This window comes from Paenibacillus sp. FJAT-27812 (assembly GCF_001273905.1).
GTDB lineage: Bacteria > Bacillota > Bacilli > Paenibacillales > Paenibacillaceae > Pristimantibacillus.
Genome location: NZ_LIGH01000001.1, coordinates 4926615 through 4951557, shown reverse-complemented (window position 1 = coordinate 4951557; position 24943 = coordinate 4926615). Strand labels below are relative to the sequence as shown.

25 protein-coding genes are annotated in these 24943 nt (G+C 48.7%); 10 read left to right on the top strand and 15 right to left on the bottom strand.

The annotated features are described in order from the left end of the window. Positions 1-127 precede the first annotated feature (127 nt). From ADU23_RS20585 to ADU23_RS20565, 5 genes are all read left to right on the top strand, one after another. Positions 128-1123 (top strand): substrate-binding domain-containing protein, encoded by a 996-nt coding sequence (locus ADU23_RS20585; RefSeq protein WP_053375451.1) that lies wholly within the window; start codon positions 128-130, stop codon positions 1121-1123. Next, the gene (locus tag ADU23_RS20580) at positions 1120-2577 is read left to right on the top strand and encodes a sensor histidine kinase (RefSeq protein ID WP_053375450.1); all 1458 of its coding nucleotides are present in this window, start codon (positions 1120-1122) and stop codon (positions 2575-2577) included. Before ADU23_RS20585 ends, ADU23_RS20580 begins: the two co-directional genes overlap by 4 nt. Then, on the top strand, positions 2552-3895 hold the full coding sequence (locus ADU23_RS20575) for an AraC family transcriptional regulator (RefSeq protein ID WP_053375449.1): 1344 nt from the start codon (positions 2552-2554) through the stop codon (positions 3893-3895). Before ADU23_RS20580 ends, ADU23_RS20575 begins: the two co-directional genes overlap by 26 nt. Before the next feature lie 228 nt (positions 3896-4123). After that, the gene (locus tag ADU23_RS20570; RefSeq protein WP_255314134.1) at positions 4124-5497 is read left to right on the top strand and encodes a sugar porter family MFS transporter; all 1374 of its coding nucleotides are present in this window, start codon (positions 4124-4126) and stop codon (positions 5495-5497) included. 52 nt (positions 5498-5549) lie between these two features. Next, on the top strand, positions 5550-5759 hold the full coding sequence (locus ADU23_RS20565) for a YrzA family protein (RefSeq protein ID WP_053375447.1): 210 nt from the start codon (positions 5550-5552) through the stop codon (positions 5757-5759). Positions 5760-5875: 116 nt separating this feature from the next. On the opposite strand, the gene ADU23_RS20560 is transcribed toward ADU23_RS20565, so the two are convergent. Continuing rightward, positions 5876-7327 carry an amidase family protein gene (locus ADU23_RS20560; RefSeq protein WP_053375446.1) on the bottom strand — a complete coding sequence of 484 codons (1452 nt, stop codon included), beginning with the start codon at positions 7325-7327 and terminating at the stop codon, positions 5876-5878. 184 nt (positions 7328-7511) lie between these two features. Between ADU23_RS20560 and ADU23_RS20555 the strand changes: the two genes are divergently transcribed. Then, positions 7512-8948: a stalk domain-containing protein gene (locus ADU23_RS20555; protein ID WP_053375445.1), complete on the top strand. Its 1437-nt coding sequence runs from the start codon at positions 7512-7514 to the stop codon at positions 8946-8948. Between the two features lie 58 nt (positions 8949-9006). Here the strand turns inward: ADU23_RS20555 and ADU23_RS20550 are convergent, their stop codons facing one another. The 4 genes from ADU23_RS20550 to ADU23_RS20535 all read right to left on the bottom strand — a co-directional run bounded on the left by ADU23_RS20550 (position 9007) and on the right by ADU23_RS20535 (position 13578). After that, positions 9007-9864, bottom strand: a complete 858-nt coding sequence (locus tag ADU23_RS20550; RefSeq protein ID WP_053375444.1) for a hypothetical protein — start codon at positions 9862-9864, stop codon at positions 9007-9009. 11 nt (positions 9865-9875) lie between these two features. Continuing rightward, on the bottom strand, positions 9876-11084 hold the full coding sequence (locus ADU23_RS20545) for an ABC transporter permease (RefSeq protein ID WP_053375443.1): 1209 nt from the start codon (positions 11082-11084) through the stop codon (positions 9876-9878). Then, the gene (locus tag ADU23_RS20540) at positions 11081-11791 is read right to left on the bottom strand and encodes an ABC transporter ATP-binding protein (RefSeq protein ID WP_053375442.1); all 711 of its coding nucleotides are present in this window, start codon (positions 11789-11791) and stop codon (positions 11081-11083) included. Before ADU23_RS20540 ends, ADU23_RS20545 begins: the two co-directional genes overlap by 4 nt. A gap of 68 nt (positions 11792-11859) precedes the next feature. After that, positions 11860-13578, bottom strand: coding sequence for an alkaline phosphatase (locus ADU23_RS20535; protein WP_053375441.1), 1719 nt, complete (start codon positions 13576-13578; stop codon positions 11860-11862). A gap of 329 nt (positions 13579-13907) precedes the next feature. On the opposite strand from ADU23_RS20535, the gene ADU23_RS20530 reads away from it, so the two are divergent. After that, a complete protein-coding gene (locus ADU23_RS20530; RefSeq protein WP_053375440.1) occupies positions 13908-14915 on the top strand; it encodes an alpha/beta hydrolase in 1008 nt (335 codons plus the stop codon). Between the two features lie 136 nt (positions 14916-15051). After that, positions 15052-15909: an SDR family oxidoreductase gene (locus ADU23_RS20525; RefSeq protein ID WP_053375439.1), complete on the top strand. Its 858-nt coding sequence runs from the start codon at positions 15052-15054 to the stop codon at positions 15907-15909. 103 nt (positions 15910-16012) lie between these two features. Here the strand turns inward: ADU23_RS20525 and ADU23_RS33275 are convergent, their stop codons facing one another. The 5 genes from ADU23_RS33275 to ADU23_RS20500 form a co-directional block, all read right to left on the bottom strand. Beyond that, positions 16013-16294: a hypothetical protein gene (locus ADU23_RS33275; RefSeq protein WP_053375438.1), complete on the bottom strand. Its 282-nt coding sequence runs from the start codon at positions 16292-16294 to the stop codon at positions 16013-16015. 202 nt (positions 16295-16496) lie between these two features. Beyond that, positions 16497-17258, bottom strand: a complete 762-nt coding sequence (locus ADU23_RS20515; protein WP_053375437.1) for an anti-sigma factor — start codon at positions 17256-17258, stop codon at positions 16497-16499. Then, positions 17259-17828 (bottom strand): RNA polymerase sigma factor, encoded by a 570-nt coding sequence (locus ADU23_RS20510; RefSeq protein WP_053375436.1) that lies wholly within the window; start codon positions 17826-17828, stop codon positions 17259-17261. It abuts the gene before it with no gap. Positions 17829-17915: 87 nt separating this feature from the next. Next, a complete protein-coding gene (locus tag ADU23_RS32255; RefSeq protein ID WP_053375435.1) occupies positions 17916-18578 on the bottom strand; it encodes a cupredoxin domain-containing protein in 663 nt (220 codons plus the stop codon). Positions 18579-18588: 10 nt separating this feature from the next. Further along, positions 18589-20214: a plastocyanin/azurin family copper-binding protein gene (locus ADU23_RS20500; protein WP_053375434.1), complete on the bottom strand. Its 1626-nt coding sequence runs from the start codon at positions 20212-20214 to the stop codon at positions 18589-18591. Between the two features lie 99 nt (positions 20215-20313). Here ADU23_RS20500 and ADU23_RS20495 point away from each other — a divergent pair, with 99 nt between their 5' ends. Together ADU23_RS20495 and ADU23_RS20490 are read left to right on the top strand one after the other, a co-directional pair. Further along, on the top strand, positions 20314-20739 hold the full coding sequence (locus tag ADU23_RS20495) for a M56 family metallopeptidase (RefSeq protein WP_157265886.1): 426 nt from the start codon (positions 20314-20316) through the stop codon (positions 20737-20739). Continuing rightward, positions 20697-21059, top strand: a complete 363-nt coding sequence (locus tag ADU23_RS20490) for a M23 family metallopeptidase (protein WP_082311159.1) — start codon at positions 20697-20699, stop codon at positions 21057-21059. The genes ADU23_RS20495 and ADU23_RS20490 overlap by 43 nt, the downstream gene beginning before the upstream one ends. Before the next feature lie 90 nt (positions 21060-21149). Here the strand turns inward: ADU23_RS20490 and ADU23_RS20485 are convergent, their stop codons facing one another. The 5 genes from ADU23_RS20485 to pqqC are packed head-to-tail and all read right to left on the bottom strand — an operon-like array spanning position 21150 to position 24942. Next, the gene (locus tag ADU23_RS20485) at positions 21150-21905 is read right to left on the bottom strand and encodes a response regulator transcription factor (protein WP_053375431.1); all 756 of its coding nucleotides are present in this window, start codon (positions 21903-21905) and stop codon (positions 21150-21152) included. Between the two features lie 16 nt (positions 21906-21921). Continuing rightward, the gene (locus ADU23_RS20480) at positions 21922-22884 is read right to left on the bottom strand and encodes a dipeptidase (protein WP_053375430.1); all 963 of its coding nucleotides are present in this window, start codon (positions 22882-22884) and stop codon (positions 21922-21924) included. A gap of 18 nt (positions 22885-22902) precedes the next feature. Next, positions 22903-23967 carry a pyrroloquinoline quinone biosynthesis protein PqqE gene (gene pqqE, locus ADU23_RS20475; RefSeq protein ID WP_053375429.1) on the bottom strand — a complete coding sequence of 355 codons (1065 nt, stop codon included), beginning with the start codon at positions 23965-23967 and terminating at the stop codon, positions 22903-22905. Beyond that, positions 23964-24236, bottom strand: a complete 273-nt coding sequence (gene pqqD, locus ADU23_RS20470) for a pyrroloquinoline quinone biosynthesis peptide chaperone PqqD (protein WP_053375428.1) — start codon at positions 24234-24236, stop codon at positions 23964-23966. The genes pqqE and pqqD overlap by 4 nt, the downstream gene beginning before the upstream one ends. Next, positions 24214-24942 (bottom strand): pyrroloquinoline-quinone synthase PqqC, encoded by a 729-nt coding sequence (gene pqqC / locus ADU23_RS20465; protein WP_082311158.1) that lies wholly within the window; start codon positions 24940-24942, stop codon positions 24214-24216. The genes pqqD and pqqC overlap by 23 nt, the downstream gene beginning before the upstream one ends. Position 24943: the final 1 nt, after the last annotated feature.

The following is a 24943-nucleotide window of genomic DNA, read 5'->3' as shown; positions in this document are numbered from 1 at the left end:
CTAAATTATAATGATTTACTTATTGCCTGTATACCTGAAAGATCCGCCTTCTCCGCCCCAACTTTTGATTGCAAGCTGGTTCTTGTATAATGATCCATTATAAATGGACGTTCTAAGGAGCTGTATCATGCCCAACCGAAAATGGAATATTGGAATCGCTGTCCTATTTGTTATTTTCTCCTGCATACTTATAAGCTTTTTGTTCTCGACGCTGCGAATTCGCGAGCTGCTGCAGCCGATACTCGCAAACGAAGCCAGCAAGAAAGCCCCCTACCATGTTGTTCTCATTTCGCAAGAGCTCGATAATCCTTATTGGCGTTCGATTGAACAAGGCGCAACGGAAGCTGCTTCTAAATACGAGATGCAGCTTGAATATACGGGACCGGTTCGCATAAATCCGAATGAGCAAATCAAGCTGCTGGAGAAAGCCATCGCGGCCAAAGCCGATGCGTTGCTCGTTCAGGGGATAAACGATCCGCAATTCGTGGACCTGATCAATCAAGCGGTAAGCCGGCATATTCCAGTCATTACGATAGATACGGATGAGCCGAGCAGCCGAAGGCTTTCTTATGTAGGAACAAACAACTTGGCTGCCGGTAAAATAATGGGCGGTCTCGTTGCCGATGCCGCTGCGCAAAAAGGACAGGTTGCCGTTCTCATCGGAAACGAGCAAGCGCCTAATCAGCAGCTGCGGCTGGAAGGCCTTCGCTCGGTAATCGCTAAGTTCCCTGAACTGACGCTGGTTGAGGTTCGTTCATCGAATATTTCTCGTCTTCAGGCTGCCGGTGAAGCCGAGGAGCTGCTGCATAAATACCCACAGCTCGATTATATGGTTGGACTTAGCGCCTTGGATGGCATCGGCATAGCCGAGGCTGCTGATCGAACGAAGGATAGCGGCTTGCAAATCTTTGCGTTTGACGCCTTGGAGGAGACGCTTGCGCGTATCCGCAGCGGGGAGATCAAAGCTACCATCGTCCAGCAGCCTTATAACATGGGTTATGATGCTATTTCGCTGCTGAATGATTTCCTGCATGGCGCGGAGCTTCCCGAGCAGCATTTTACGAAGATGACTGTCCAGCGCAGCCAAACCTTAAATCCTGCAACGGGAGAAACAAGCCGATGACCATTCGTACGAAGCTGCTTGTTTTTATCCCGTTGCTCGTATTGCTCGTCAATCTGATCACCTTCTTTTTGTTCCAAAGTGGAAAAATGGTTCAACAAGGCTATAATCAAATGATGGATCGCCTCCTCTTGTACAACCAGTCCGCACAGACTGCCGAGAACAGCTTAGGAGCGCTTCACAGCTATTTGCTAAATCCAACCGATACTAATCATAAGCTCTATACGCAAAATCGAAATCATTTAATGGAGCTTCGCGCCCAGCTGCCCGCTCAGCAAGCAACCTCCGCCCGCTCGTCTGCCATAACAAGCTATACGCATTTGCTCGATACGTTTTTAGAGCAGCAGCAAGCCGCCTTCGCGGCAGTATCAGCCGAAAGCTCAATGGCGTCATTAGCCCAATACGAAAAAGCAGAGAAAACGGTAAGCTTCATTCGAGAGGACGGGCAGCAGCTGGTCGATATGGAATTAATCATCTATCAACCGATCTACGGGAAAATTCAGACCGAAAACAAACGTATGTATCTGCTCGGTGCAGCCGTATTCATCACTAACACGATGCTGAGCATTTTACTTGCCATATGGATTTCGCGCAGCATCACCGCTCCTGTCAGCAGGCTTGTGTCGCGCGCGAAGCAAATTTCAAAGGGTCAACTACAGCAAAGTACCCGTCCGGGGCAACAGCACCCCAATGACGAGCTTGGCCTGCTCACCGGCGCATTCGAGCAAATGTCGAGTGACCTGCTCATATTGATCGAGAAGGATAAAGAAAGTCTAGAGAAGGACCGACTTGTCAAGGAATTGGAGCTGCAGGCGCTGCAAAGCCAAATCAACCCGCATTTCCTGTTCAATACGCTGAACGTGCTGTCCAAGCTGGCGCTTCTCGAAGGAGCCGAGAAAACGAGCGATCTAATCGTCTCCATGTCTAATTTGCTCAGATACAATTTACGCAATCTGGATCAGCCGGTCACGCTGCGCGATGAGGTTGCCCATGTGAAGGAGTACTTCATCCTGCAGCAGGCTCGCTTTCGCGATCGCATCCAGCTGGTGATGGATATCGATCCATCTGCGCTGCAGCAGCCTATTCCCGCGCTAACGCTCCAGCCCATCGTTGAAAATGCTTTTTTGCACGGCATCGAGCACATGGAGAGCGGCGCTGGCATTCGGCTTGAAATCGCACGGCGACCGGACGGCGTGCACATTTCCGTAGCAGATAATGGAAGCGGGATGACCGAGGAAGTTCGCCAATCCTTGATGCGCCTCGAATCTGACGCAAGCAGCAAACAATCTACGGGACTCGGTACCAAAAATGTGTTTAAAAGGCTGCAATTGTTTTATGGCGCAAACGAGCTGATCGAAATAGAAAGCAAGCTTGGCCAAGGAACCAAGGTTACGATTCGAATTCCGAAGGAAAAGGAGGTTGAACCCATTCATGTACAGACTATTGATCGCGGATGATGAGGCGCTTGAGCGCGAAGGCTTGGAGTGGATCATCGAAAGGATGCTGCCGAACACCTTTCAGATCATTCATGCCGAGAACGGGCGTATCGCGATAGAGCGGGCTGAGGAGCATCGTCCGCATATCGTTTTGATGGATATCAATATGCCAGGCATTCAAGGGCTTGAAGCGATACGCGAAATAAAAAACAAATTGCCGGAGACCCAGTTCGTCATGGTGACGGCTTATGATTATTTTGCTTATGCCAAAGAGGCGCTAACGTTAGGCGTTAAGGAGTATCTAATCAAACCTGCGAATCGCGAGCAGGTCGTTCAAACCCTTAATCGGCTCTTAGAAGATCTCGCGCAGGAAAAAAAGAAACGTTCGGAAGAACTGGAGCTCAGGCAAAGGCTGTCTCAATTGCTGCCCTTGGCAGAAAACGAGCTGGCGATGATGTTTATGCTCGATCATATTACTTACACCGATATTGAGCAATTGTCTGAATGGCTTAATTTTTCTCTTGGGCAAGGCTGTGCGATTGTCATCGCCTTTCCCGAACGCTACAAAACAGATCCCAAGCATAAAATTTACGACACGATTAGAGGATTTGCCAAATCCAATGCGGCGACCAGCATCGTAAGCTCGTTGATCGACCGCCATATGGCGATTTTCATAAACAAGCCCGCTGCGCTGACAGAAGCCGAATGGAAGGAGACGACCACCGCGTTCGGGGAAGCTTTATGCGCGGCAGCCGCCCGGCAGCTGGAGGTTGATATATTAATCGGAATTGGACAAACGCGCTCTGGCGCGGAAGGACTGCGTAAATCTTATTTTGAAGCGGTGTTTGCCTCCAATTATTTTGAACAATGCGGCAGCGTCTGCCACTTCGACGAATTAAAGCAAGGAACAGGCAACTCCGCATCCGCTCAAATGAGCCTTCCGGCGAGCGCTGAAGCGATCCCGGACGCTTACGTCCTCTCCGCCATGCAGCGTATTCGCGAGCAGCGCGAGCAGCAGACCCTAACGGTTCTAGACCGAGCGCAAACGTATATTCAAAGCCGATTTTCAGAAGACCTCTCGCTAGAAGAAGTCGCGGATTTCGTACATCTTAATCCCCACTATTTCAGCAAAATTTTTAAGCAGCAAGTTGGCACCACATTTATCGACTATGTCACTGCGCTGCGAATTGACAAAGCGAAAGCGTTAATGGGTTCAGGCGAGCTGAGCCTAAAGGAGGTTTGCTTTGAGGTCGGCTACAATGATCCCAATTATTTCAGCCGCGTCTTCAAAAAAGTGACCGGCGTCACCCCTTCCGACTACCGCAGCCAAACCAAATAAATGGATCTAACAGCGTCCATGTCGCATCGACATGGACTTTTTTGTGTTCGGCAGGCCAATAAAATGCTAGTTTCCCAAAATGGCGCCACCGTACATCCATAGCCCAAAATTAATGCGTGTACAACACTGATTAGTGAAGGAGTTTACCCGCGGAGACACGCATTTTGCGTGATATAATGAAATTCGTTTTGAATGCAGGATGGGTTTGACAGAGAGGAGAAAAAGAAATTGGGAACGGCGATAATTAACAAAAAAGAACAAGTGAGCATGAAGTTCGTAACCCTTGTTTCTATCGTATCCGCGCTTGGCGGATTATTATTTGGCTTCGATACCGCAGTAGTATCGGGTGCCGTTGGATTTATGGAGGATCGGTTCGACTTATCCAAGCTGCAGGTGGGTTGGGCTGTCTCTAGCTTAATCATTGGCTGTATCGTCGGAGCCGCCATGTCAGGCGTTCTAGGCGATCGTTTCGGCCGAAAAAAAGTGCTCATCACAGCAGCTATTTTATTTATTATTAGCTCGATCGGCTCAGCGCTTCCGGACAGCTTCTCCGGTTTTATTATCGCTCGCATTATTGGAGGCATCGGAATTGGCATTACCTCTACCCTTTGCCCGCTCTACAATGCTGAGATTGCTCCCGCTAAATATAGAGGCAGGCTTGTTGCGCTTAACCAGCTTGCAATCGTAACCGGGATCTTCCTTACCTACTTCGTAAATCTATGGATATCCAGCTCGGGCGATGAAGCATGGGCTGTAGCCTCTGCTTGGCGCTGGATGTTCGGCGTAGGCGCCATTCCCGGCTTGCTCTTTTTGATTTTGCTGCTGTTTGTCCCGGAAAGCCCTAGATGGCTGATTAAACAAGGACGAGCGGCGTCAGCACTCCCGATCTTATTGCGTATCCATGGCGAAGAGCTTGCCAAACAAGAAGTGCTCGACATCAAACAGTCCTTCGAGCAGGAAAGCGGCTCGATCCGCCAACTGTTCAGCCCTTCATTGCGAATAGCTCTAATCGTTGGGGTAGGACTTGCCGTGCTCCAGCAGGTTACAGGCATTAATGCGGTGATGTATTATGCGCCTGAAATATTTAAAGCAACGGGCGCCGGCACAAACGCCTCTTTGATTCAAACGATACTGGTCGGCTTTATCAACTTCCTGTTCACCATCGTCGCCTTATGGCTGATTGATAAGGTTGGACGCAAAGCGCTGCTGCTCGTCGGTTCGGCTTCGATGGCCATTTGTTTGCTCGTGATTGGCATCGCCTTTCAAACCGGACATGCCGATGGCCCGCTCGTTCTCATTTTTATATTGCTTTACGTCGCTTCCTTCGCGATTTCGCTTGGACCTGTCGTATGGGTCATTATGTCCGAGATTTTCCCGAACCGCATTCGCGGCAAAGCGACGGCTATCGCTGCTATGGCGCTTTGGGCGGCGGATTATCTCGTCTCACAGTCATTTCCGCCGCTGCTTAGCTCTGCGGGACCTGCCGCGACGTTCTGGATCTACGGAAGCATGGCGCTGCTCGCCTGCTTGTTTACTTGGCGGGTTGTGCCGGAGACGAAAGGAAAATCGCTTGAGGAAATCGAATCTTTGTGGGCGAAGTAATATGCCTGTATAATAGATTTAGATAATAAATCTATGTTTAGGAGCTACTCAAATGGACTTCCGGTTAGATTTGATTGAAAACAAGATTGAATTTTTTGAGGCATATGATTTGAGAACGCTGGAGCTTAAGATCGACCAGCAAATTGAAAATAATAAAGGCTTGCTGTTAGAGGTGTTCCACGTTAGCCATCATGCCGTATTTAATCCTAAAATCGAAAAAATGCTTTATAGCGCGGTTGTTCACTTCAAAGCGAAGAAATAGCAGGCTAACCTAATAAAGAAGCTCCCGGCTGATCATAGGCCGGGAGCTTCTTTTTGTCCATCCTAGTCGTTGTAGCACTGTCAAGAAAGCAGACTCCCTCTCCTTTTCTACCTCTATTAAATGAAGCTCTTTAAGGAAGGCGGTTTGCGAACCAAGCTAAGCTGCTCATAGGCATATGCAAGCTTAATGAGCACCGGCTCCTCGTACGCCCTCGCTGCAAACGTGACGCCAAACGGTACTCCCTTGCCCGTATAGCCAGCCGGAACGACTATGGACGGATAACCAGCGCGGGACGTAATTCTTGCTCCAAAATCAGCCGGAAATAGCAGCGCGTCCAGCTGATGCTCCTTCATCGTTGCATCCAGCCCTTCGTCCTTGCACAATTTGAGATCGGCAGCACGATCGCGAATATACGTAATTTCGGTCATCGTTCCCGAAGTCGTCGTTTCGGCAGAAAGCAGCGTCGTTTGACCATATTTAAGCGTTTCGATTGGATGCTCGTTGTTAAAGGCGATGATATCCTTCAGCGTTCGAATTTTGGAGCCTGCAGGCAGCTTGGACAAGTAAGCATTCAGTACGGTTTTGAACTCGTTGAGCACAACCGAAGAGTACTTGATTTGGCGAGCGGTCCGAACGTCAGCCGGATCTATAATGATCGCGCCGTGCTGCCGCATCAGCTCCACTGCCCTGTTGAAGATCGCAAGCTGCTCGTCCGTTAGCTCCTCAAAAAAATAATCTCTCGGAACGCCGATTCGAGCTCCATCAAGACCGCGCGGATCAAGGAATACGCTATAGTCCTTTTGCTTGCCCCAATATCCTGCCCCCATCGCTGCATCATTCGCGTCATGCGCCACGATCGCATTAAGAACATGCACGGCATCGGTCACCGTTCTTGCCATCGGACCTGCTGTATCCTGACTGTTCGAGAGCGGCAAAATGCCCGAACGGCTCACAAGCCCGACCGTCGGCTTAATGCCTACGGTTGAGCTAAGATTACCCGGATTCAATATCGAGCCCGAGGTTTCCGTACCGATTGATGCCATGCAAAAATTACACGCAACCGCGACGCCAGAGCCAGCGCTCGAACCGCCGGTTGGCGCCGAAATATTGTACGGATTTAAAACTTGTCCGCCGCGCGAGCTGTATCCAGACGGCATCCCGTCCGTCATGAAGTTGGCAAACTCCGTCATATTCACTTTTCCGAGCAAAATAGCGCCCGCTTCGCGAAGCTGCTTCACTATAAAAGCATCCTCGCCTGCATAGTTGTTCGCAAGCGCAAGCGAGCCTGCGCTCGTATGCATCAAATCGCCGGTATTTATATTATCCTTAAGCATTATCGGGATGCCATGGAGCGGACCCCTTGGACCCTGAGCTGCTCGTTCACTATCTAAGGCAGAAGCAATAAATAAAGCATCGGGATTAAGCTCAAGCACCGAATTGATCGTTAGGCCATCCTTATCATGGGATGCGATTCGGTCAAAATAAATCAGGACCAGCTCACGTGACGTAAGCTCCCCTGCTTCCAAAGCGGCTTGAATGGACGAGATAGTTGCTTCTACAATTTCCATGCCCCGATTACCCCTTATAAGACCCGAATAAATGCTGAACAAGCCTAGTATAACCTATTTTTTGGCAAAGAACATCTGATCCTCTATGCAGCCGTTTATTTTTAACGGTATAAATAACTTTTCGGTATCTGCTTACGTCTAACTATTAATACCCTACTAACACGTGAGAAGGAGAGCCAACAGGATGAGAGCATTAAAGAAATGGACAGGACTTACGCTTCTGCTTCTCTCTATTTGTTTCATGCAGGTTCATACCGCCTTCGCCAATCCGGCGGATACGGTGCTGAAAGGGACCGCGCTAAACGGCATTATCGATATAGATTCGATGCTAGAATCACATCTGGCGCTTCAGTCGGACGGCACGATCTGGACATGGGAAGGAAATGGTCTTGCGAAGCGCGGTCCCAAAATTCCGGGAGCTGTCGCAGCCGAAGTGGGCAACATCGCACTGAAATCAGATGGCACCGTATGGACTTGGGGCACGAATGAATCTGGCCAGCTCGGAAATGGTACCACGGATAGGCAAAAGCCAAGTTTAAACCATGAGCCTGCGCAGGTTAAAGGGTTAAAAAACGTAATCGCTATCGCAAGCGGCGGTTCCTTTCATGTTGCTTTGGCTAAGGATCATACCGCATGGATCTGGGGCAGCACTTGCATCTCGGCGATGACACGTTCTGATTTCACTTTTAAACAAAGCTATTGCAATGCCTTTGAAGAGCATCCCGATGAGGAGAAAGCATATGTTCCCGGATTGATTAAACGCGAAGGCATCGTAGCAATCGCGGCATCGCAAAACAATATATCAATCGTAAAAGAAGACGGGAGCGTCAATCGCTGGGGGTATTGGGACAATGTGCGTATGGGTGAGGATACTTTGCCCTGGGCAACCAAAGACATTGTCGCTGTCTCGGAAATGTACAATGATTATATGGGCAGCCTTTTATTGCTTCGAAAAGACGGAACCGTAGGTTACTACGAACCCACTGCCGGAAAGTCTAAAGGCGGCTTCATCAAAATATCTGCAGCTCCGTTCGACGCCAATTATAATTTAGCGCTGCATCAGGATGGCTCCATTTGGAATCACGAAGACAATGGCAATTTGATTCAAATCAAAGGCTTAAGCCGTATCGTGGATCTGGAAGCAAGAGCAGCCAATAGCGGGCTTGCGCTCGATAACAGGGGAACGGTATGGTCATGGGGCGATGCTAAGTATGGTTCTGCCAGCCAAGGAGCCGCACCCAAAAAAACATTATCCGAAATCAAGCCTGCAGCTGTAATAAAGAGCTTCTCCGTCCAACTAAATGATGATTACATTCCGCTGAAAGCCGTACCAATTATCATTAATGGAACAACCTTTGTACCGCTGCGCGACGTTTTCGTGGCAATGGGAGCGAAGGTGAATTACGACTCCGGCAAAATAACGATCAGCAAAGGAAAAACGACCATCCTGCTAGAGGAAAATAAGCGTCAGACAACCATCAACGGAATAACGAAACAGGTTGCGGAAGCGCCTCGTTATGATCAGGGCAAAACGATTGTCCCGCTCCGCTTCGTGACGGAAGCGCTTGGCGCCACCGTCAAATGGAACGCTGCAAGCGATACGATCCTAATCAAAAGCTAAACCTGCGTTAATGAAAAAGGAGAAGGCTCCTGCTCGCCTTCTCCTTTTTTGCGGTCTACTATTCCTTTATCTCTTCAAATGAAGCGTCATACAGACGGAACATCGTTTTATAGCCGGACTCATCGATTTTAATGCCGACATCCAGCCTGCCGGAAATTTTTAACGGGCCTGTGTGATGTCTTAGCTTCGTACCCTCAGGCACAAAAACAATCATAATTTTATTCCAATACGTTTCGTCTCCGTTGTCAAAAGGGCATTCTGCGCCTGGCTTTGGAATCAGCAGAAACCAGTTGTTTTCAAACGATAAAACCTCGCCCATATATCCGTTGATTTCCACGTTGCTGCCGCTAAGATCCCAGAATTGATCGGACGGCGTTGTCTGATCCTCGTTGTCAAAAAACTTGGACCATGAAATTTCGGCACTTCCGTTATTTTTCTTTCCTGCTGCAGGAACGTTTTTCGCATCGTCCGTTGCTTCCTTGAGAGGCTCCTTAGATTCTGCTACCGGCGTTTTAGCTGGTGGCTTAGCTGGCGTTTTGTCTGCCGCTTTGGCTGGCACGCTCTGCTTTTTTTCTTGTTGGACAGGCGGCTTTGTTGCAGCAGGCGTTTTTTTCTCAGCTGGAACGGAAGCGGCTATGTTCTTGCCTTCATCAGTCAATGCTGCAGCTTTTGTTTTATCAGGAACGACAGTTTCAGAAGGCGTGTTTGTTGCTTCGTTTGCAACGACGGCAACTTCTTTTTCACTTGCCTCTAGGCTAGCTGCCTTGGTAGCGACAGCCTCATCATTTCCCGCAGCCGGAGTGGATGCAGCGCTGTTCATGGCGAATGAGCCGGCTTCTTCTTGCTGCTTTGAAGGGTTGCCGCACCCGGCAAGCAGCGCCAGCGTTAATAGAGCAGCCGCTAGACGTTTATTCATCGTTATCACCTCTAAGCTCTGAATAATTGCATAGGATCTATCCGGTACATTTTGAATGATGGGATGAGCATAGCCAGCAATCCAAATAGAATCGTGCCAACGATTAGCAGCACATGCTGCCCGTTGAACAATAAAGCTTTGATTTGAATTCCTGTATATTCAAACAGGATGTCTTTAAATAGGAAGCCGGATAAATGGCCCGCTGCCAATCCAATAAGCAAACCTAAGCTGACTAACACTAATCCCTCTCCGATAAAGCTCATAAATATAAAACGTTTTGATTTGCCGATAATCCGCAGCAGTCCGACGTCCTTTTGCCGTTCGTTAGCAGCGGCAGTTAGAGACAGCAGTATCGAAATGGAAGCTAAAATCATGCATAACACGGTAACCAAGCTGATCATTTCCGTCCCTTTGTCTACTACGCTTAGCACATCCGCCACTGCTTTGCTTGTATATGCAGCCTGCACGTTATCGATCGCTTCGTATTGCTGCTTTATTAACGGCAAGCCGCCGATCGATTTAGGCTTGATCAGGATCGCCGTCACCTCTTTATGTGCCTGCTCTTCCCCATGAACTGCCCATGCATACTCCATCGTTGTAAAGACCGCTCTGTCATCAGGCGTGTTTAGAAAAGGCAGTATACCGGTAATCCGGTAAGCAAAGGTTTCATGCGCATCATGATGACCGCCTTCTTCCTCTTCAAATGAATGATCTGCTTCTTCGATTACGCCATGCCCGCCTTTAAACGTATCTCCGACATGGAGATTAAGCGATTTCGCAACATGCGCGCCAACGACTACGTCACCTAGGCTTTGATAAAGCTTGCCTGAAGCCAGCTTCTGATCTCCGTAGCGCGTAAAAAAATATTCGGCTTCTAAGCCAACAATGGGAAATCCATTGTAATTGTCGCCTGTTGTCATGCCATAAGCATTCATGACTTGATCATTCTCTTTGGCTTGATTCAGCACATCGAGCGGAATATTGCCCGTTGGCGCGCCAACGTGATAAAACGTATTGAGCACGAGCTGCGAATCGCTCCCATCAGCCCCTATGACGAGTTCAAACGGGCCATAGCCTTTTTTGGCTCCTTCATCGACGCTAGCCTGGCATAGAATAAGAAACACAAGCAACGCAACCGTAACAGTAACCGAAATAACCGTCAGAAGGGAAAGAAATTTCCGATGCGCCAGGTTTCGAAAAATAAGCGTCCACTGCGTCATACGGCTCTCTCCTTTTGAATGGGATGCTTGACATTCGGATTGCTCTTGTACGCTTTGTTGATATCTTGAATATGTAGTCGAACCGGGAATCGTTCAGCGAGGTTGAGGTCATGAGTCACCGTCAACAGCGTCGTATGTTTGGAAACCGCTTCCGATAGCAAAATATCGGTGATTTCGCCTGCTGTTTCCCAGTCCAAGCTGCCTGTAGGCTCATCTGCAAGTAAAATGGATGGGCGGTTAATCAATGCGCGAATGATCGCTACCCTTTGCTGTTGCCCTCTTGATAATTGCGAAGGCCGGTGCTGCATACGGTCTTTAAGGCCTACTTGCTCAAACCATTGGTCTAGTTCAGCCGCTTTTTCCTTGCGGCTCATCGATGCTTTCATGACCAATTCTACATTTTGCCTAGCCGTAAGGGACGGTATAAGATGAAAGTCCTGAAGAATATATCCAATATGCTGAGCGCGAAATTGATCACGGTGTGATTCCGAAAGCTCATGAAGCGCCACGCCATTCACATGAATCGTACCCGTATCAGCCTTCAATAGAGCGCCGATCATATGCAAAAGGGTGCTTTTGCCGGAACCGCTTGGCCCGATGATCGCAATCTTGCTGCCCTCTTCAACATGCCAACGCGGAATATCGAGAATAGCAATCGTTTCTCCATTAATGGAAAATCCTTTGGCTAGCTGCTCGATGGAAATCATTCATCTCACTCCTAATGGAAAAACAGGGGAAACGGATTTCCCCTGTTTTCATTGTTATTAAGAACCGCTTATTTCTTTAGAACGATGCGCTCGGACAAGCTGTCCCAAGTCATCTTCGTTCCAGTCAAGCTGTTAAATGCTTCAAGCGGAAGATAAAACTTGCCGTTATCCAGATCCGCTTTGTAAGCAGCAGCTTTGCCGTTTACTTTTACAGCTAAGCTCGTTTTATTGATTTCAATTGTATTTTTGCCTTTAGTCAGCGTGCTAGGGCCATTACCTGATTTATAAGTACCGCCAAGCGCTTTCGCCAACGATTCGGAAGGGTACAAAACGACGCCGTCTCGGTTCACTTTGAACTTCGGATACAGATGCTTCGATTGCAGCGATGCTGTCGCTTTTTTCAAATCTACGCCGATTACTTTTACTGAAGCTAAAGCGATCTGTGTATTGTCGATTTGGCCTTTCACTTGGCTCGCGATCGGTCCATATGCCCATACGCCTACATCAACGCCGGAATGTCCATGACCAGACCAGCCGACCAGAACCCGCTTCGAGATGACCGCGTTATAGCCGCCTTCTCTGCCGTATGAAGAACCGTCTCCGTCCAAGATTTGCTGCGCTTCTTCATCGGACAAATCGTTGATCCACGTGTTCGTGCTTACGATTTTTTTGATGTCGTCGATCGTTTTCGCATCTTTCAAAGCATTGATTAAAAACTCAGAGGAATGCTTTTGCTTGTTCCACAAGTCGATGTTTAATTCATAAATGTTATCGCGGGAGAGCGAAAGTCCGCCTGTCTCATGGTCAGCAGTAACCACAACGGAAGTGTTGCCGTCTTTTTTAGCAAATTCCATCGCGACTTTAACGGCTGCATCAAAATCCAGCATTTCTTGAATCGTCGTTGGGAAGTCGTTTGCATGGCTGGCATGGTCAATTCGGCCGCCCTCGATCATAATGGCAAAACCGTCTTTGTCCGCCGACAAAATTTCCAACGCTTTTTTCGTCATATTGGCAAGGTTAGGCGTGCTCTCTGTACGGTCTGGAACATAAGCAACATGTGAGGAACCAAATAGTCCCACTGCCTTTTGATTTTTTGAAGTCAAAGCATTAAGCGACTTGTTGTCTTTTACTACTTTATAGCCTTTTGCCGTAAAATCCTTGATGATGCTTTTGTCCGCACGTTTTCCCTTCTCGTCTTTGCTGAGGAAAAACTGCTCGCCGCCGCCGAAGAGCACATCAATGCCGCTGTCCAAATATTGTGATGCAATCGCGCTTTCATTGTCTCTGCTGCGAACATGCGCCCCGAATACGGCTGGTGTAGCATGTGTAATCCGCGCTGTCGTAACAAGACCTGTCGCTTTGCCGTTCATCTCAGCCGCTTCGATTACAGATGCGTAAGGCTTGGAAACATCTTCGTTTGATACGCTAATAGCTGCATTATATGTTTTATTTCCCGTTGCGAAGGCTGTACCTGCAGACGCTGAATCCGTAATAGCACCGGATACGATTTTGTCGCCATCCTCGCCTTTATCCGCATATGTAGTCGCCTGTCCAACATAATAGGAATCCAATGTAAGATGTGGTTTACCAAGTACAGATTTTGAATACAGTCTAGCTGCGGATACTTGTGCAGGACCCATGCCATCGCCGATCAGTACGATGATATTTTTGGAGTCTGATTTCTTCACCTGCGACTTTTGCGAATCAGCAGCCATCAGCAGCGAGCTGGTTGAGATCACTGCAAGTGAAAGCCCTGTAGCCAGTAAACCCTTCATTGATTTGTTCATTCTGGTATACCCTCCATGAGAATTCTATTTTTAATCCACCTTGAATGTTACTCGTTATTTATCAACCGTCTGTTAAAAAAATAATAAGAATTTGAAAATTTAGGATCTGTTATAGAAATGATCCATCTATTAAAAAAGGAGATCACTTACGCGGCCTCCCTTTCATGCTCGCTTAGGTTTTGACATTCCGAGTTAAGCCTTATTTCCATAGGTTCCGAGCAGCCATACCTATTCCATTGGCCGGCATATCATTGCATCACAGCAGCAAGCCTGCTATTTTTAATAATAGCTGTACCGCTTTCCAGAATAACCCTAAGGAGTTAAACGCTATGACGCTGAGCATCCGCCCGATATGGATTGGGACGGGCAGCTTGATTTTACTGCTGCTATTGATTTTGGTTGCTGTAAGCTTTTATTTCTATCATGTTGCCATAAAACGAAATTCCAAGGCGTTTTTGAGCGACAACGCGGATTTAGCCCAGGTTCAGGGCAGCAATAGTACGGATAATTTGATCGCCGAAGCATTCCCCGAGAAAATACAGCCTACGCCTGTAGAACCTATGGGGGTAGAATGGGTGGAGAGCCAAGAGTACGAGACGTGGCATTTGAAATCAGATGACGGCTTGGCACTCGTTGGCTATTACCTTGCGGCAAAAGCGCCAACCACTCGGGCCGTCATACTCGCCCATGGTTATTCCTCGCAAGGAAAAGACATGGGCAGCATCGCCAAATTATATTATGAGAAGCTTGGTTACCATGTGCTCATGCCGGATGACCGGGGACATGGCGGCAGCGAAGGCGATTATATCGGCTTCGGCTGGCCCGATCGGAAGGATTACCTGCTTTGGATTCGCAAGGTCGTAGAGGTTGTTGGCGATCGTGCGCAGATCGTTCTGCACGGCATTTCCATGGGAGGAGCGACCGTTATGATGGTAAGCGGCGAGGACGTTCCTAAACAAGTCAAAGCCATTGTAGAGGATTGCGGCTACACCTCCGTCCATGATCAGCTCCTGTACCAGCTGAAGCGAATCTACAAGCTGCCCGCCTTCCCCATTTTGCCGGCAACGAGCTTGTTGACCCGATTAAAAGCCGGCTATCATTTTAATGAGGCATCGGCTTTGTCCCAACTGAAGAAGAACAAGCTGCCTATGCTTTTTATTCATGGCGCCGAGGATACGTTTGTGCCAACCGAAATGGTGTGGAAATTGTACGAAGCTTGCACAGCGGAGAAGGAAATTTATATCGTTGCCGATGCGGGCCACGGCATGGCTTACGCCACCGACAAACAAACCTATGAGCAAAAGGTAACCGGCTTTATTGGAAGGTATATGGCTTAAAACAGCTTGTTGACGGGTTTCATCGCAGCTCCTATCTGAAAATATCCGTCCTCACATCGCGTACGGGCATAACGATCAGCTATTGCTGATATGATTAAAGAAATAAAGCGATGTTGATTCAGAGGAGAGTGAGCGTATGGAGCCTTTTTCCACTGATCTATTAAAAAGCAAGGTCGTACTCATAACTGGCGGAGCGACAGGGCTTGGCCGGGCCATGGGCGAGCGGTTTATTTCGCTTGGCGCGAATCTCGCGATTGCCAGTCGGCGGGAGGCTGTGCTTGCCAAAGCAGCCGAAGAGATGAGCTCTGCGACCAGCGCCGTATTTTACAAATGCTGTGATGTACGCGACCCCACTCAAGTAAGCGAACTGATAACGGCAGTAGAGAACCATTTTGGGCATGTGGATATATTGGTTAACAATGCTGCCGGCAATTTTATTAGCCCTACGGAGCGGCTCTCGCCAAAAGCGGTAGACGCAGTCTTGAATATCGTGCTGCACGGCACCTTTTATACGACGCTGGAAGTAGGAAAACGGTGGATTGAGCAAGGAAAAGGCGGCACGATGCTGAACATCGTTACGACCTATGCCTCTACGGGCTCGGGTTATGTCGTACCGTCCGCAGCAGCGAAAGCTGGCGTACTTGCGTTAACGAGGTCACTTGCAGTGGAATGGGCACCCTACGGAATCCGTCAAGTTGCTATCGCGCCAGGACCTTTCCCCACTGAGGGCGCATGGTCACGCCTCGCCCCTACACCTGAGCTGGAAGAGAAAATGATCAGCCGCGTCCCCTTAAAAAGGGTGGGAAACAAAGAGGAGCTTGCTAATCTGGCAGCTTTTCTCATTTCAGACTTTGCATCCTATATGAACGGCGAAGTTGTAACGATTGACGGCGGCGAATGGCTGCAAGGCGCAGGGCAATTCAACAGCTTATCTGAGGTTACGAGCAAGCAGTGGGATGACCTAGCGGAAATGACCCGTAAGGGAAAGGGCTAAGATTACTTTGCTGTAACGATGAAAAAGCAGCTTGATCCTCCAATGAGGAACAAGCTGCTTTTTGCATGCCGTTATTGTGTTTCTTGCACGGAATCCGCTTGATTTAGAGGGCGAATGCCAGGTCCTCTTCCACCTGATCGATGTCCGCTGCGGTTCCCGCCTGAGCGATTACCGCCAGTACGATTACCTCCTGTACGGTTGCCTCTTGTACGGTTGCCTCCTGTACGGTTGCCCCCAGTACGGTTGCCTCCTGTACGGTTGCCTCCTGTACGGTTGCCCCCAGTACGGTTGCCTCCTGTACGGTTGCCCCCAGTACGGTTGCCCCCAGTACGGTTGCCCCCAGTACGGTTGCCCCCAGTACGGTTGCCCCCAGTACGGTTACCACCTGTACGGTTTCCTAATGACTTTCCTTGTGCGCTTTTCTTTCCTTTTGGCATATGCGTATTACCTCCTCTTAGAAGCTACTTACAACATATGTAGAGAATCTATCATTCGTAACTAGACAATTGATTGTTTTATAGAATAATAGTTTCATATCCCTCGGCACAAACAAAACCGCCTTGATCCAAGGCGGCTTCGATTTATCGCTATAGTGTATTTACCGAATAGGGACCGGCTTGTGTCCCAAAAGCTTTAGTCCCGCGCGGCTGATCGCCCTTCTCGTCAGGCTCCAATGTGATGCCGATGCTATCATAGGTTAATTTTTCTGATTCTATCGCCATCGCGAGCAGACCGACTCCTTTCTCATCAACTCGGAACGTGCCTGCGCTCGTGCGTTTGCCGTCTTGGAGAAGCCAAACCTGGTAAGCCTCCTCATTTTTGGTTGGCTCGGCACCGAACACATAAACAACAAATTGCTTGCTCTCTCCATTGTCCACAATACAAGCGATCCCATACGCATGCTCCCTCTCGCTCGGTTCCGCCTTCAGCATATTAATTTGCACGATTTCGGAGGCGGGAGCAAATAAGGCATTCTCGATCGTCTGCAATCGCGTATCCTTTCCGTTGAATAAAGGTTTTCCCCATAGCGAGCCGCTTACAAAAATCAGCGCTGCCGCAGCCACCGCAATTACGGTCTTCCATAGCTTCCATTTATTCGATGCTATAGGGCGCTTAGGCGACGCTTTGGCTGCCGCCATGATCTGCTCCTTTAAATCCTTCGGAGGCTCAATTCGTTCCATATCCAGGGGAAGCTCCTCCCATACGATTTGCAGTTCGGCGAGCTCTTGCTTGCAAGAATCACAATAAGTCAAATGACGTTCGAATGCTTCCTTTTCCTCTTCGGAGCAAGAACCAGAAAGATAATCGAGTATGAAATCGCAATCGATGCCGTAAACGCCGTCATTCATTTAAAGATCCCCCTTTGCCGCAAGATGCCTACGCAATATTTTTAACGTTTGATGCAGTCTGTTCTTGACCGTCCCGAGAGGCTGGTCATACAGCTGCGCCAGTTCAGCCAAGCTGTACCCCTGCCAATAAAAATGCTCGACCAGCGTTCGCTGCGAATTCGATAAATGCTTGCATGCCTGTTGAATTTGCTCCCTTAAGGAATGCCTGACGACATGCTCCTCTGGAGACAAGCCTAGTTGATCAGGCAATGCATTGAAACGTTCCTCCGTTATTTGAACTATACCTGAGGCATCTCTTCTTTGCTTGCGAAGATGATCCATCGATATATTGCGGGTTATCGTTAGGAGCCAGCTCGTAAAACGTCCTTTATCTGGGTCGTAATCCGATTCCGTTGTCCATAAGCGCATAAATACCGCCTGTGAAATATCTCTTGCAGTTGGCTCATCCCGTACCGCCTTAATGGCAAAGGAATAGACCAAAGCACCATATCGGTCATAAAGAACGGAAAGTGCTTTATTTTTACCGCTTTTAATGAGCTGCATCAGTTCTTGATCGGTAAGATTAAGCATCGAATAGCGCCTCCACGACAGGCTTGTTTTTCTTTATGTTATCAGAAAGAAGAGCAGCCTTGAACAGCTGCTCCTCAACTAAACCTATTATTTTTCCTTCACGACGATCGTCCCTCGCATACCGGGATGCGGCGTACAATAATAGCCGAACTCCCCGGCATCTGTGAAGGTAACCTTCTTGCTCGCATTCTGAGCTAATAAGTCGGTATCGAATTGCCCATCATCCGCCGTAGCCGTATGTTTGACCTCATCTTTATTAATGAAGTTAACGATATCGCCCTGCGATATTTCGAGCTTCTCCGGGGAAAAAGCGAAGTTCGTAATCTCAACCGTGTGGACAGTTACTGCCTCAGTCTCTTTCGGCTGAACCGGGGCTTCCGTCTTAACCGGTGCCTTTGGCGTAGATTTAGGCTGCGCTGCTGTAGCCTTGGGCTGCTTTGTTTCTATCGCTTTCTCCGTAGCAGCGGGCTTCTGCGTTGCCGCCGTTTTCTCCGTCTCCTTCGGCTCTTCCGTCTTAACCGGTTTCTCCGATGGCGGGGTTGCAGCCTCAGTTGGGCTAATTGATGGAGTGGCCGTATTCGCCGCTTCTTCCGTTTCCTGAGCATTCTCATCAGCAGCGCTTGAGCTTGTCGGAGTAGCTGTCACAGCCATTTCATTGTGATCGGCAGGCTCGTTTGCCTGAGCCCCGCAGCCGGATAAGAAGAGTAGCATCAGGAAAAGCAGCGAGCATCCATAAGTTATTTTTCGCATGTCTTCACGCTCACTTTACGATGATTTGCCCAGTCATGAATGACTTATGCGGCTCGCAAAAATAATTATAAGTGCCTGGTTTATCAAAGGTTACCGTATAGGACTCTCCTTTTGCCAGCAATGGAGTCGAGAATGCGCCATCCAGCGCTACCGCATTATGCTTCATCTCATCAAAATTAGTAAAGGTAACCTTCGAGCCTGCTTCTATAGTAAGTGCTTCCTTTCCGAACGAGTACTCCTTGATGTCAATGTTGTAAGTCTTAGCCGTAGCAGCCGGTGTTGTTGGCGTAGTCGGTACAACGGGTGCCGTTGAAGCAGCTGTGCCATTAAACTTGGCAGGATCTACGATGTACCAGACATCGTTGACACCTTGCCCTAGCAAATCGCCATGCGCCGTATCTTTAATAAAATAATAGAGCGGGAAGCCTTTATAAGAAGCTTGCTTGCTTCCATCCGGACGGGTAATCGCTCCGATATCGGTACCTTTAACCGTAGATGGGACACTAACGTTAGAGGATGAATATGCTGGCCAATTCACTAAGCAATTGCCTTCGCATACGCTTTTACCCGCTGTATCCTTATCAAAATAATAAAGCGCTCTGCCGTAATCGTCAGTCAAATAATTACCCGCTTCCTTCGAGGTGCCAAGCATGACCGCGTAATCAGACTTCGCTGTAAACCATACGCCGCCAACTCCCTCACCCGTCACATCGCCGGCTTTGCTATCCTTCGCAAAATAATAGAGCGGCCAATTTTTGTAGGTTAACTGCTTCGCGCCGTCTGTACGGGTAATAACGCCGAAGTCAGCTTTATTAAGCCAAGCCGGCAGCTGCAAATTAGCATCGTAATAGATCGGCCAATTTTTCAAGCAATCCCCTTGGCAGGAATTCACGTTCTCCGCATCTTTCGTAAAGAAATAAAGCGTACGGCCGTTTTTATCCGTAAAATAAGTGCCCAGCTTGTCGTTTTGCGCTAGCCCGATTCGCTCGCCTTGCGGCAAGGAAGCTCCGGATGCAAGGACTCCGCTTGCTTGCAGCGTATCAAAAAACGGCTTGCCGCTTTTCGTATTGGCAGACAGCGCTTCTACGAGTGAGGTTGCTAGATGCGTATTCTGCAATGACGCTTTGCCGGCAATCTGCTTCAGGCCATGCGACGCTGCGAAATCCTCTGATTGTTGGTATGTAAAGTCTGTTCCGGATTTATATCCGAGGTTCTCCAAAATAACCTTGTAAAATTGCTTGGAGCTGATCGCAGCGCTTGGTTCAAAGAGATTGTTGCCAGAGCCCTGCCAGCCTAGCTCCGGTTTGCTCTTGAGATAAGCCAGAACAGATTGATTTGCTTTACCCACCTGTTTAGCGTCTGCAAAAGTCGTTTTTCCGTTAAAAGCTAGCGCTTCCTTCAGTTTTCCATTAAGACGGAGCGAGATGATAGCAGCTTGCAGCCGGGTTGACGTTTTATTCAAATAAGCAGCATCAACACCCTTGCCGTCACCGATAAGCAGTCCAAGCTCAAATGCTTTATCGGCATCGGACTGAATGCCAGACGCAGATTCTGCAGATGCCGAGCCAAGCGGAGCAGCGACAAATGTCACGCACATCGCAGTAATCAAAAACAGTTTCCTTAATCGTGTCAGCATTATTAATTCCTCCTTTATGGTCTTTACATGAAGAGATAACGCTGGGGAGAGACGATCGGTTTGATCTAAAATAAATATTTTTTGGATTTTTTCAAGCCTATGAGTCTATGCAATTGGTTCAACCCCGTCGTTTGGTACGGCTTATACCGAATGCGGCTCGAGCAAGAAATGGCATGCGATGCAAGCGCGCTTCGTTCATCATCGCTTAAGGAAACGTACGCAGCCTGTATGGTGAACATGCTGGAGATCGGAGCTGCCGAGCGGATGTTATCGGCCAGCACTCCTTTCTCTGGCTATAAAAAACAAATCGCGAGGAGAATTATTATGATTCGTTCATTCCAACACAATAAGAAACGTTACTCCCTGATCGGTCTTGTTATCCTTATTGTCGCTGCGATGCTGTCATTGCCATCCGCCTTCGCGGCTGGCAAAGCAGAGGCAACTGATGGTAAACCAACGTTCAGAGTCCCGCTGACGGTCAAATTTCCACATCATATGGCTATCAAATCCAGCCAAACAGCTTAAAGAAGACGCTGCATGACGGGGTCGATATCGTCAATTCCGAGAAAACGGCAGTGAATGCCACCGCAGATGGAATCATTATTAAAGCTGATTACGACAAAGCAAAAGGCATTACCGTAATCATCGAGCATAATAATAATTGGCAAACCGAGTACCGTCATTTGTCTAAGCTGGTAGTAGAAGAAGGACAAGCCGTGAAGTCCGGTGCGCTTATTGGACTTATGGGCAGTACCGGCCAATCGACGGGCACCCATCTGCATTTTTCAATCGTCAAAAATGGACAATATACCGATCCTGCTGCCTTGCTGGAGAATAAAAATTAGGTGCAAACAACAAAAAGGGATATGCATGCACATATCCCTTTTTTGCCGCGCCTTGCTTATTTCATCATCAAGGACTTTACTTTGACTCTATTATCGATTCCTGAATTCGCTCGGCGTAACGCCGTAAAACTGTTTAAACGTGCGGGAAAAGTTTTTTGCATTGCTGTAGCCAAGCTTTTCGCTCACCTCATACGTTTTGATTCGAAAATCCTGAAGCAGCCACGCGGCCTTTTCCATTTTTACGCTAATGACAAAATCGGAAAATGTTTTCCCTGTCCGCTGCTTAAACAATTGGCTCAAATAGTTGGCGTTCATATAGAGATGGCCTGCCACACATTCCAAACTAACGTTTTGGTAATGCTGCTCCACATAAGAAATAATCTCTTGCACTAGCTTTCCGTTGCCTCTCAGGGCATCCTTCACTTCCGCCTCCTTCAATAAGCTTTTTGCTGCTGTCCTTGTGCCATCCTCCTCCAGTTCCATGCGGATTTTTGTAATCACATTCATAAGTGCTTCATACTGAGCCGGTTTAATCAAATATTCACGTACTCCGTATAAAATAGCGTAATAGGCATAATCAATATCGCGATACGTGCTGTGAAAAATCACTTTTATTCCCGACTTTCGCTCATAAAGCTCCCTTGCCAAATCAACCCCATTTAGTGCCGGCATTCGGATGTCCGTAAATACAACGTCAATATTCCCCTTCTCTTCAATCCACTGCAGCGCTTCCTGCTCGTTGCTGACCTGTCCTACAATCTGAAATCCGATTTGACCCCAAGGAAAATCCGTATACATGGCGCTGTAAAGTTCCGATGGGTCGTCTACAAAAAGGATGTTATACAAAAACTTCCCACCTTTCTTAATGTCCAGCCTCTAAATCCATAGTTGCCCCAGGGAGATGCTCGTAATAAAAGTTGTACCAATTTTTATAAATAAAATGCTCAACATCCTCCTCACGATAATGCTTAAGCAGCAAATCGATCAATCCGGCGTACTTTCCCGCATGCTCCAGACCGATAAGCCAGCGATCCATCCCGTCAAAATCAGAGCCAAACCCAACATGCCGGCTGCCGCCAAGCGAGCATACATGGTCCAAATGCAGCAGCAATTTGTCCATCGTAACCGGCTCTTCGGTTTGAACAAACGGAGGCACAAAGGTAATTCCCATTACGCCCCCTTTCTTAATTAGCGAAGCAATTTGCTCATTCCGCAGATTTCTCAGCACCGGGCTTATTTGGGTCGCATTGGAATGTGAAGCGATAAATGGCTTATCGGAGAGCTCCATTAGCTCCCAAAAACCACGTTCGGAGAGATGCGACGCATCCAAAATCATATTCAGGCGATTGCACGCTTGGACGAGGCTCCGCCCTTTTGCCGTAAACCCGCTTCCTCTCCCCTCAAGCACCCCGTCAGCAGCCCAATTCGCATCATTCCATGTAATGCCGATGCTTCGTACGCCTAGTTCAAATAAGATACGCAAATAAGCCAGGTTGCCTTGGAGCGCATCAACCCCTTCGAGCGACAGCAATGCGCCGCATCGCTCCGTTGCTGCAACCCTTAGCAAATCTTCTCTGGAACGAATAAAATCCAAGCGTCCCTGGGAGACGATATGCCGAAGAAAGAGATCCACGCATTCGAGTACATACCGGAATTCGGTCGGCCATTTGTCCGATAAGTAGATCGCAAAATTTTGAACGCCTATGCCGGATTCACGTATCCTCTCTAGTGTGACATCCAGTTTGCTAGCCTCGTTCACAAAGTCCAGCTCCGAGTTCGCTAGCAGCTTGCTCAGCACGTCGCAGTGTGCATCGAATATTCTCATCAAGGGGCTCCTCCTCATCTATCCTCGGTAAGAAATATGAGATAAGCGGGTAACAGCAACTGCTTCTGTAATGAGATGATGATGGGGAGATCGCTCGCATACCGGGTCCGTGTTCTTGGCGTCGCCAGTCAGCAGGAAGGCTTGACAGCGGCAGCCGCCATAATCCTGAAAGCGCAAATCACAGGATTTGCAAGGCTCGGGCATCCAATCGAATCCGCGGTAGGCTTGGAACGATTCCGATTCCTCCCATATCCATGATAGACTGCGATCCTTGACAGACTCAAAGCTTAAGGTTTGAATGCTTGCGGCCACCGTGCACGGCAATGCGATGCCATTTGGGGAAATCGTCAAGGACAGCTTACCCCAACCGCCCATACACGGTTTTGGCAGGTTTTCATGATAATCTGGAAGTACCCAGATTAGCTCCATCTGCTTGCCATACCGTTCTCTCGCCCGGTAAAATGCGGCTTCTGCCGCCATAACCTGCTCCTTGGCAGGCATAAGATCGTCGCGATTTGCGAGCGCCCATCCGTAGTATTGCGTATTGGCTAGCTCTAGCCGCTCTGCTCCCCACGAAGCACAAAGCGCAATCATCTCCTCAACTTCATGCAAGTTATGACGATGCAGCACAACGTTCATATTCAATGTCATGCCGGCGGAACGGATGATTTCAGCCGCTTTCCGCTTGATCTCATGCGCCTTAATGCCGCCAATTCGGTCAGCAAGCTCCGCCGTCGAGGCTTGTATGCTAAGCTGAATGCTGTCAGTTCCAGCTTCCGTAAGCTTGTGCATTCTTTTTTCCGTGAGTCCTACGCCGCTTGAAATCAAATTTACATAAAGGCCCAAGTCGCGTGCCCTTCGTATGAGCTGCTCCAAATCAGGCCGCAATAGCGGTTCGCCGCCGGTAAAGTGGACCTGTACAACGCCAAGCTCGCTCGCTTCCTCCAGCAATCTGAGCCAATCATCGGTAGGGAGCTCATTCTCGCGCTTTTGCAGCTCAATGGGATTCGAGCAGTAGCCGCATTGAAGCGGGCAACGATGTGTCATTTCTGCAGTTAAGGCATACGGCGCGCTTACCTTCATCGTTCAATCCAGCCCTCCTCTGATGCAAGTGACAGAAACTCCACCACATCCGCTAGCAGACTTGCTTGATTATATTTGGCTTGCAGTTCATCAACGATTTGTGAGACCGTACGCTTACCGTCCACTAATTGAAGGATAGCGCCCGCCGTGCCATTCAGGTGGATAATCCGCTCAGGAATTAGCAATAAATCCGTTTGGCGGGTTTGGTCGTATTTGACACGCGCCGGTGGACGCAGCCTTGGCCGTTCAGACAACCCCCAATTGCTCATGCCGATGAGCCGCCTCCCTTGGCGCTGACCAGCTTAACGCATCCAGAATGGCCCAAAGCACGTCGCATTTAAAGGAAAGCGCAGCGATCGCGAGCTCCTGCTCCCTTCGGCTTGTACACTCGCGCAGCACCAGCTCCAAGCCATGATCCGCATCACGAGGCGCTTGATGCAGCCTTCCTCTGAAATAGGCCAGCCCTTCGGGGCGAATCCATGGATACAGCTCTTCAAACACGGCAATGCGCTGCGAAACCAGAATGGGCGCGAATAGCTCCGTCAAAGATGACGCTACAGCAATAACCCAAGGCTGATTGCGGCAAAAGTTAACGTAAGCGTCGACCGCAAACCGAACAGACGGGATAACCAAACGCTCATTCACCATATCCTCTCTCGGGATGCCCGCAGCTTCCCCTAATCGAATCCATGCTTCAATTCCGCCTTCGTCTCCCTCGCGGCCGTCATGGTCGATAATCCGCTGGAGCCATAGCCGCCTATCCTCCTTGCTTGGAAGCTTAGAGAGAACGATCGCATCCTTAACGGGAATATTTTTCTGATAATAAAATCGGTTCGCTATCCATGCCCGAAGTTCTGCGGGCAGAAGCTTCCCTTCATGCATGCGCAAATGCAGCGGATGCTTATCGTGATAACGCGCCTCCCCAACCTTTCTAAGTTCCATCATAAAAGCTTCTTTAGACCATGCCTCTTTCATC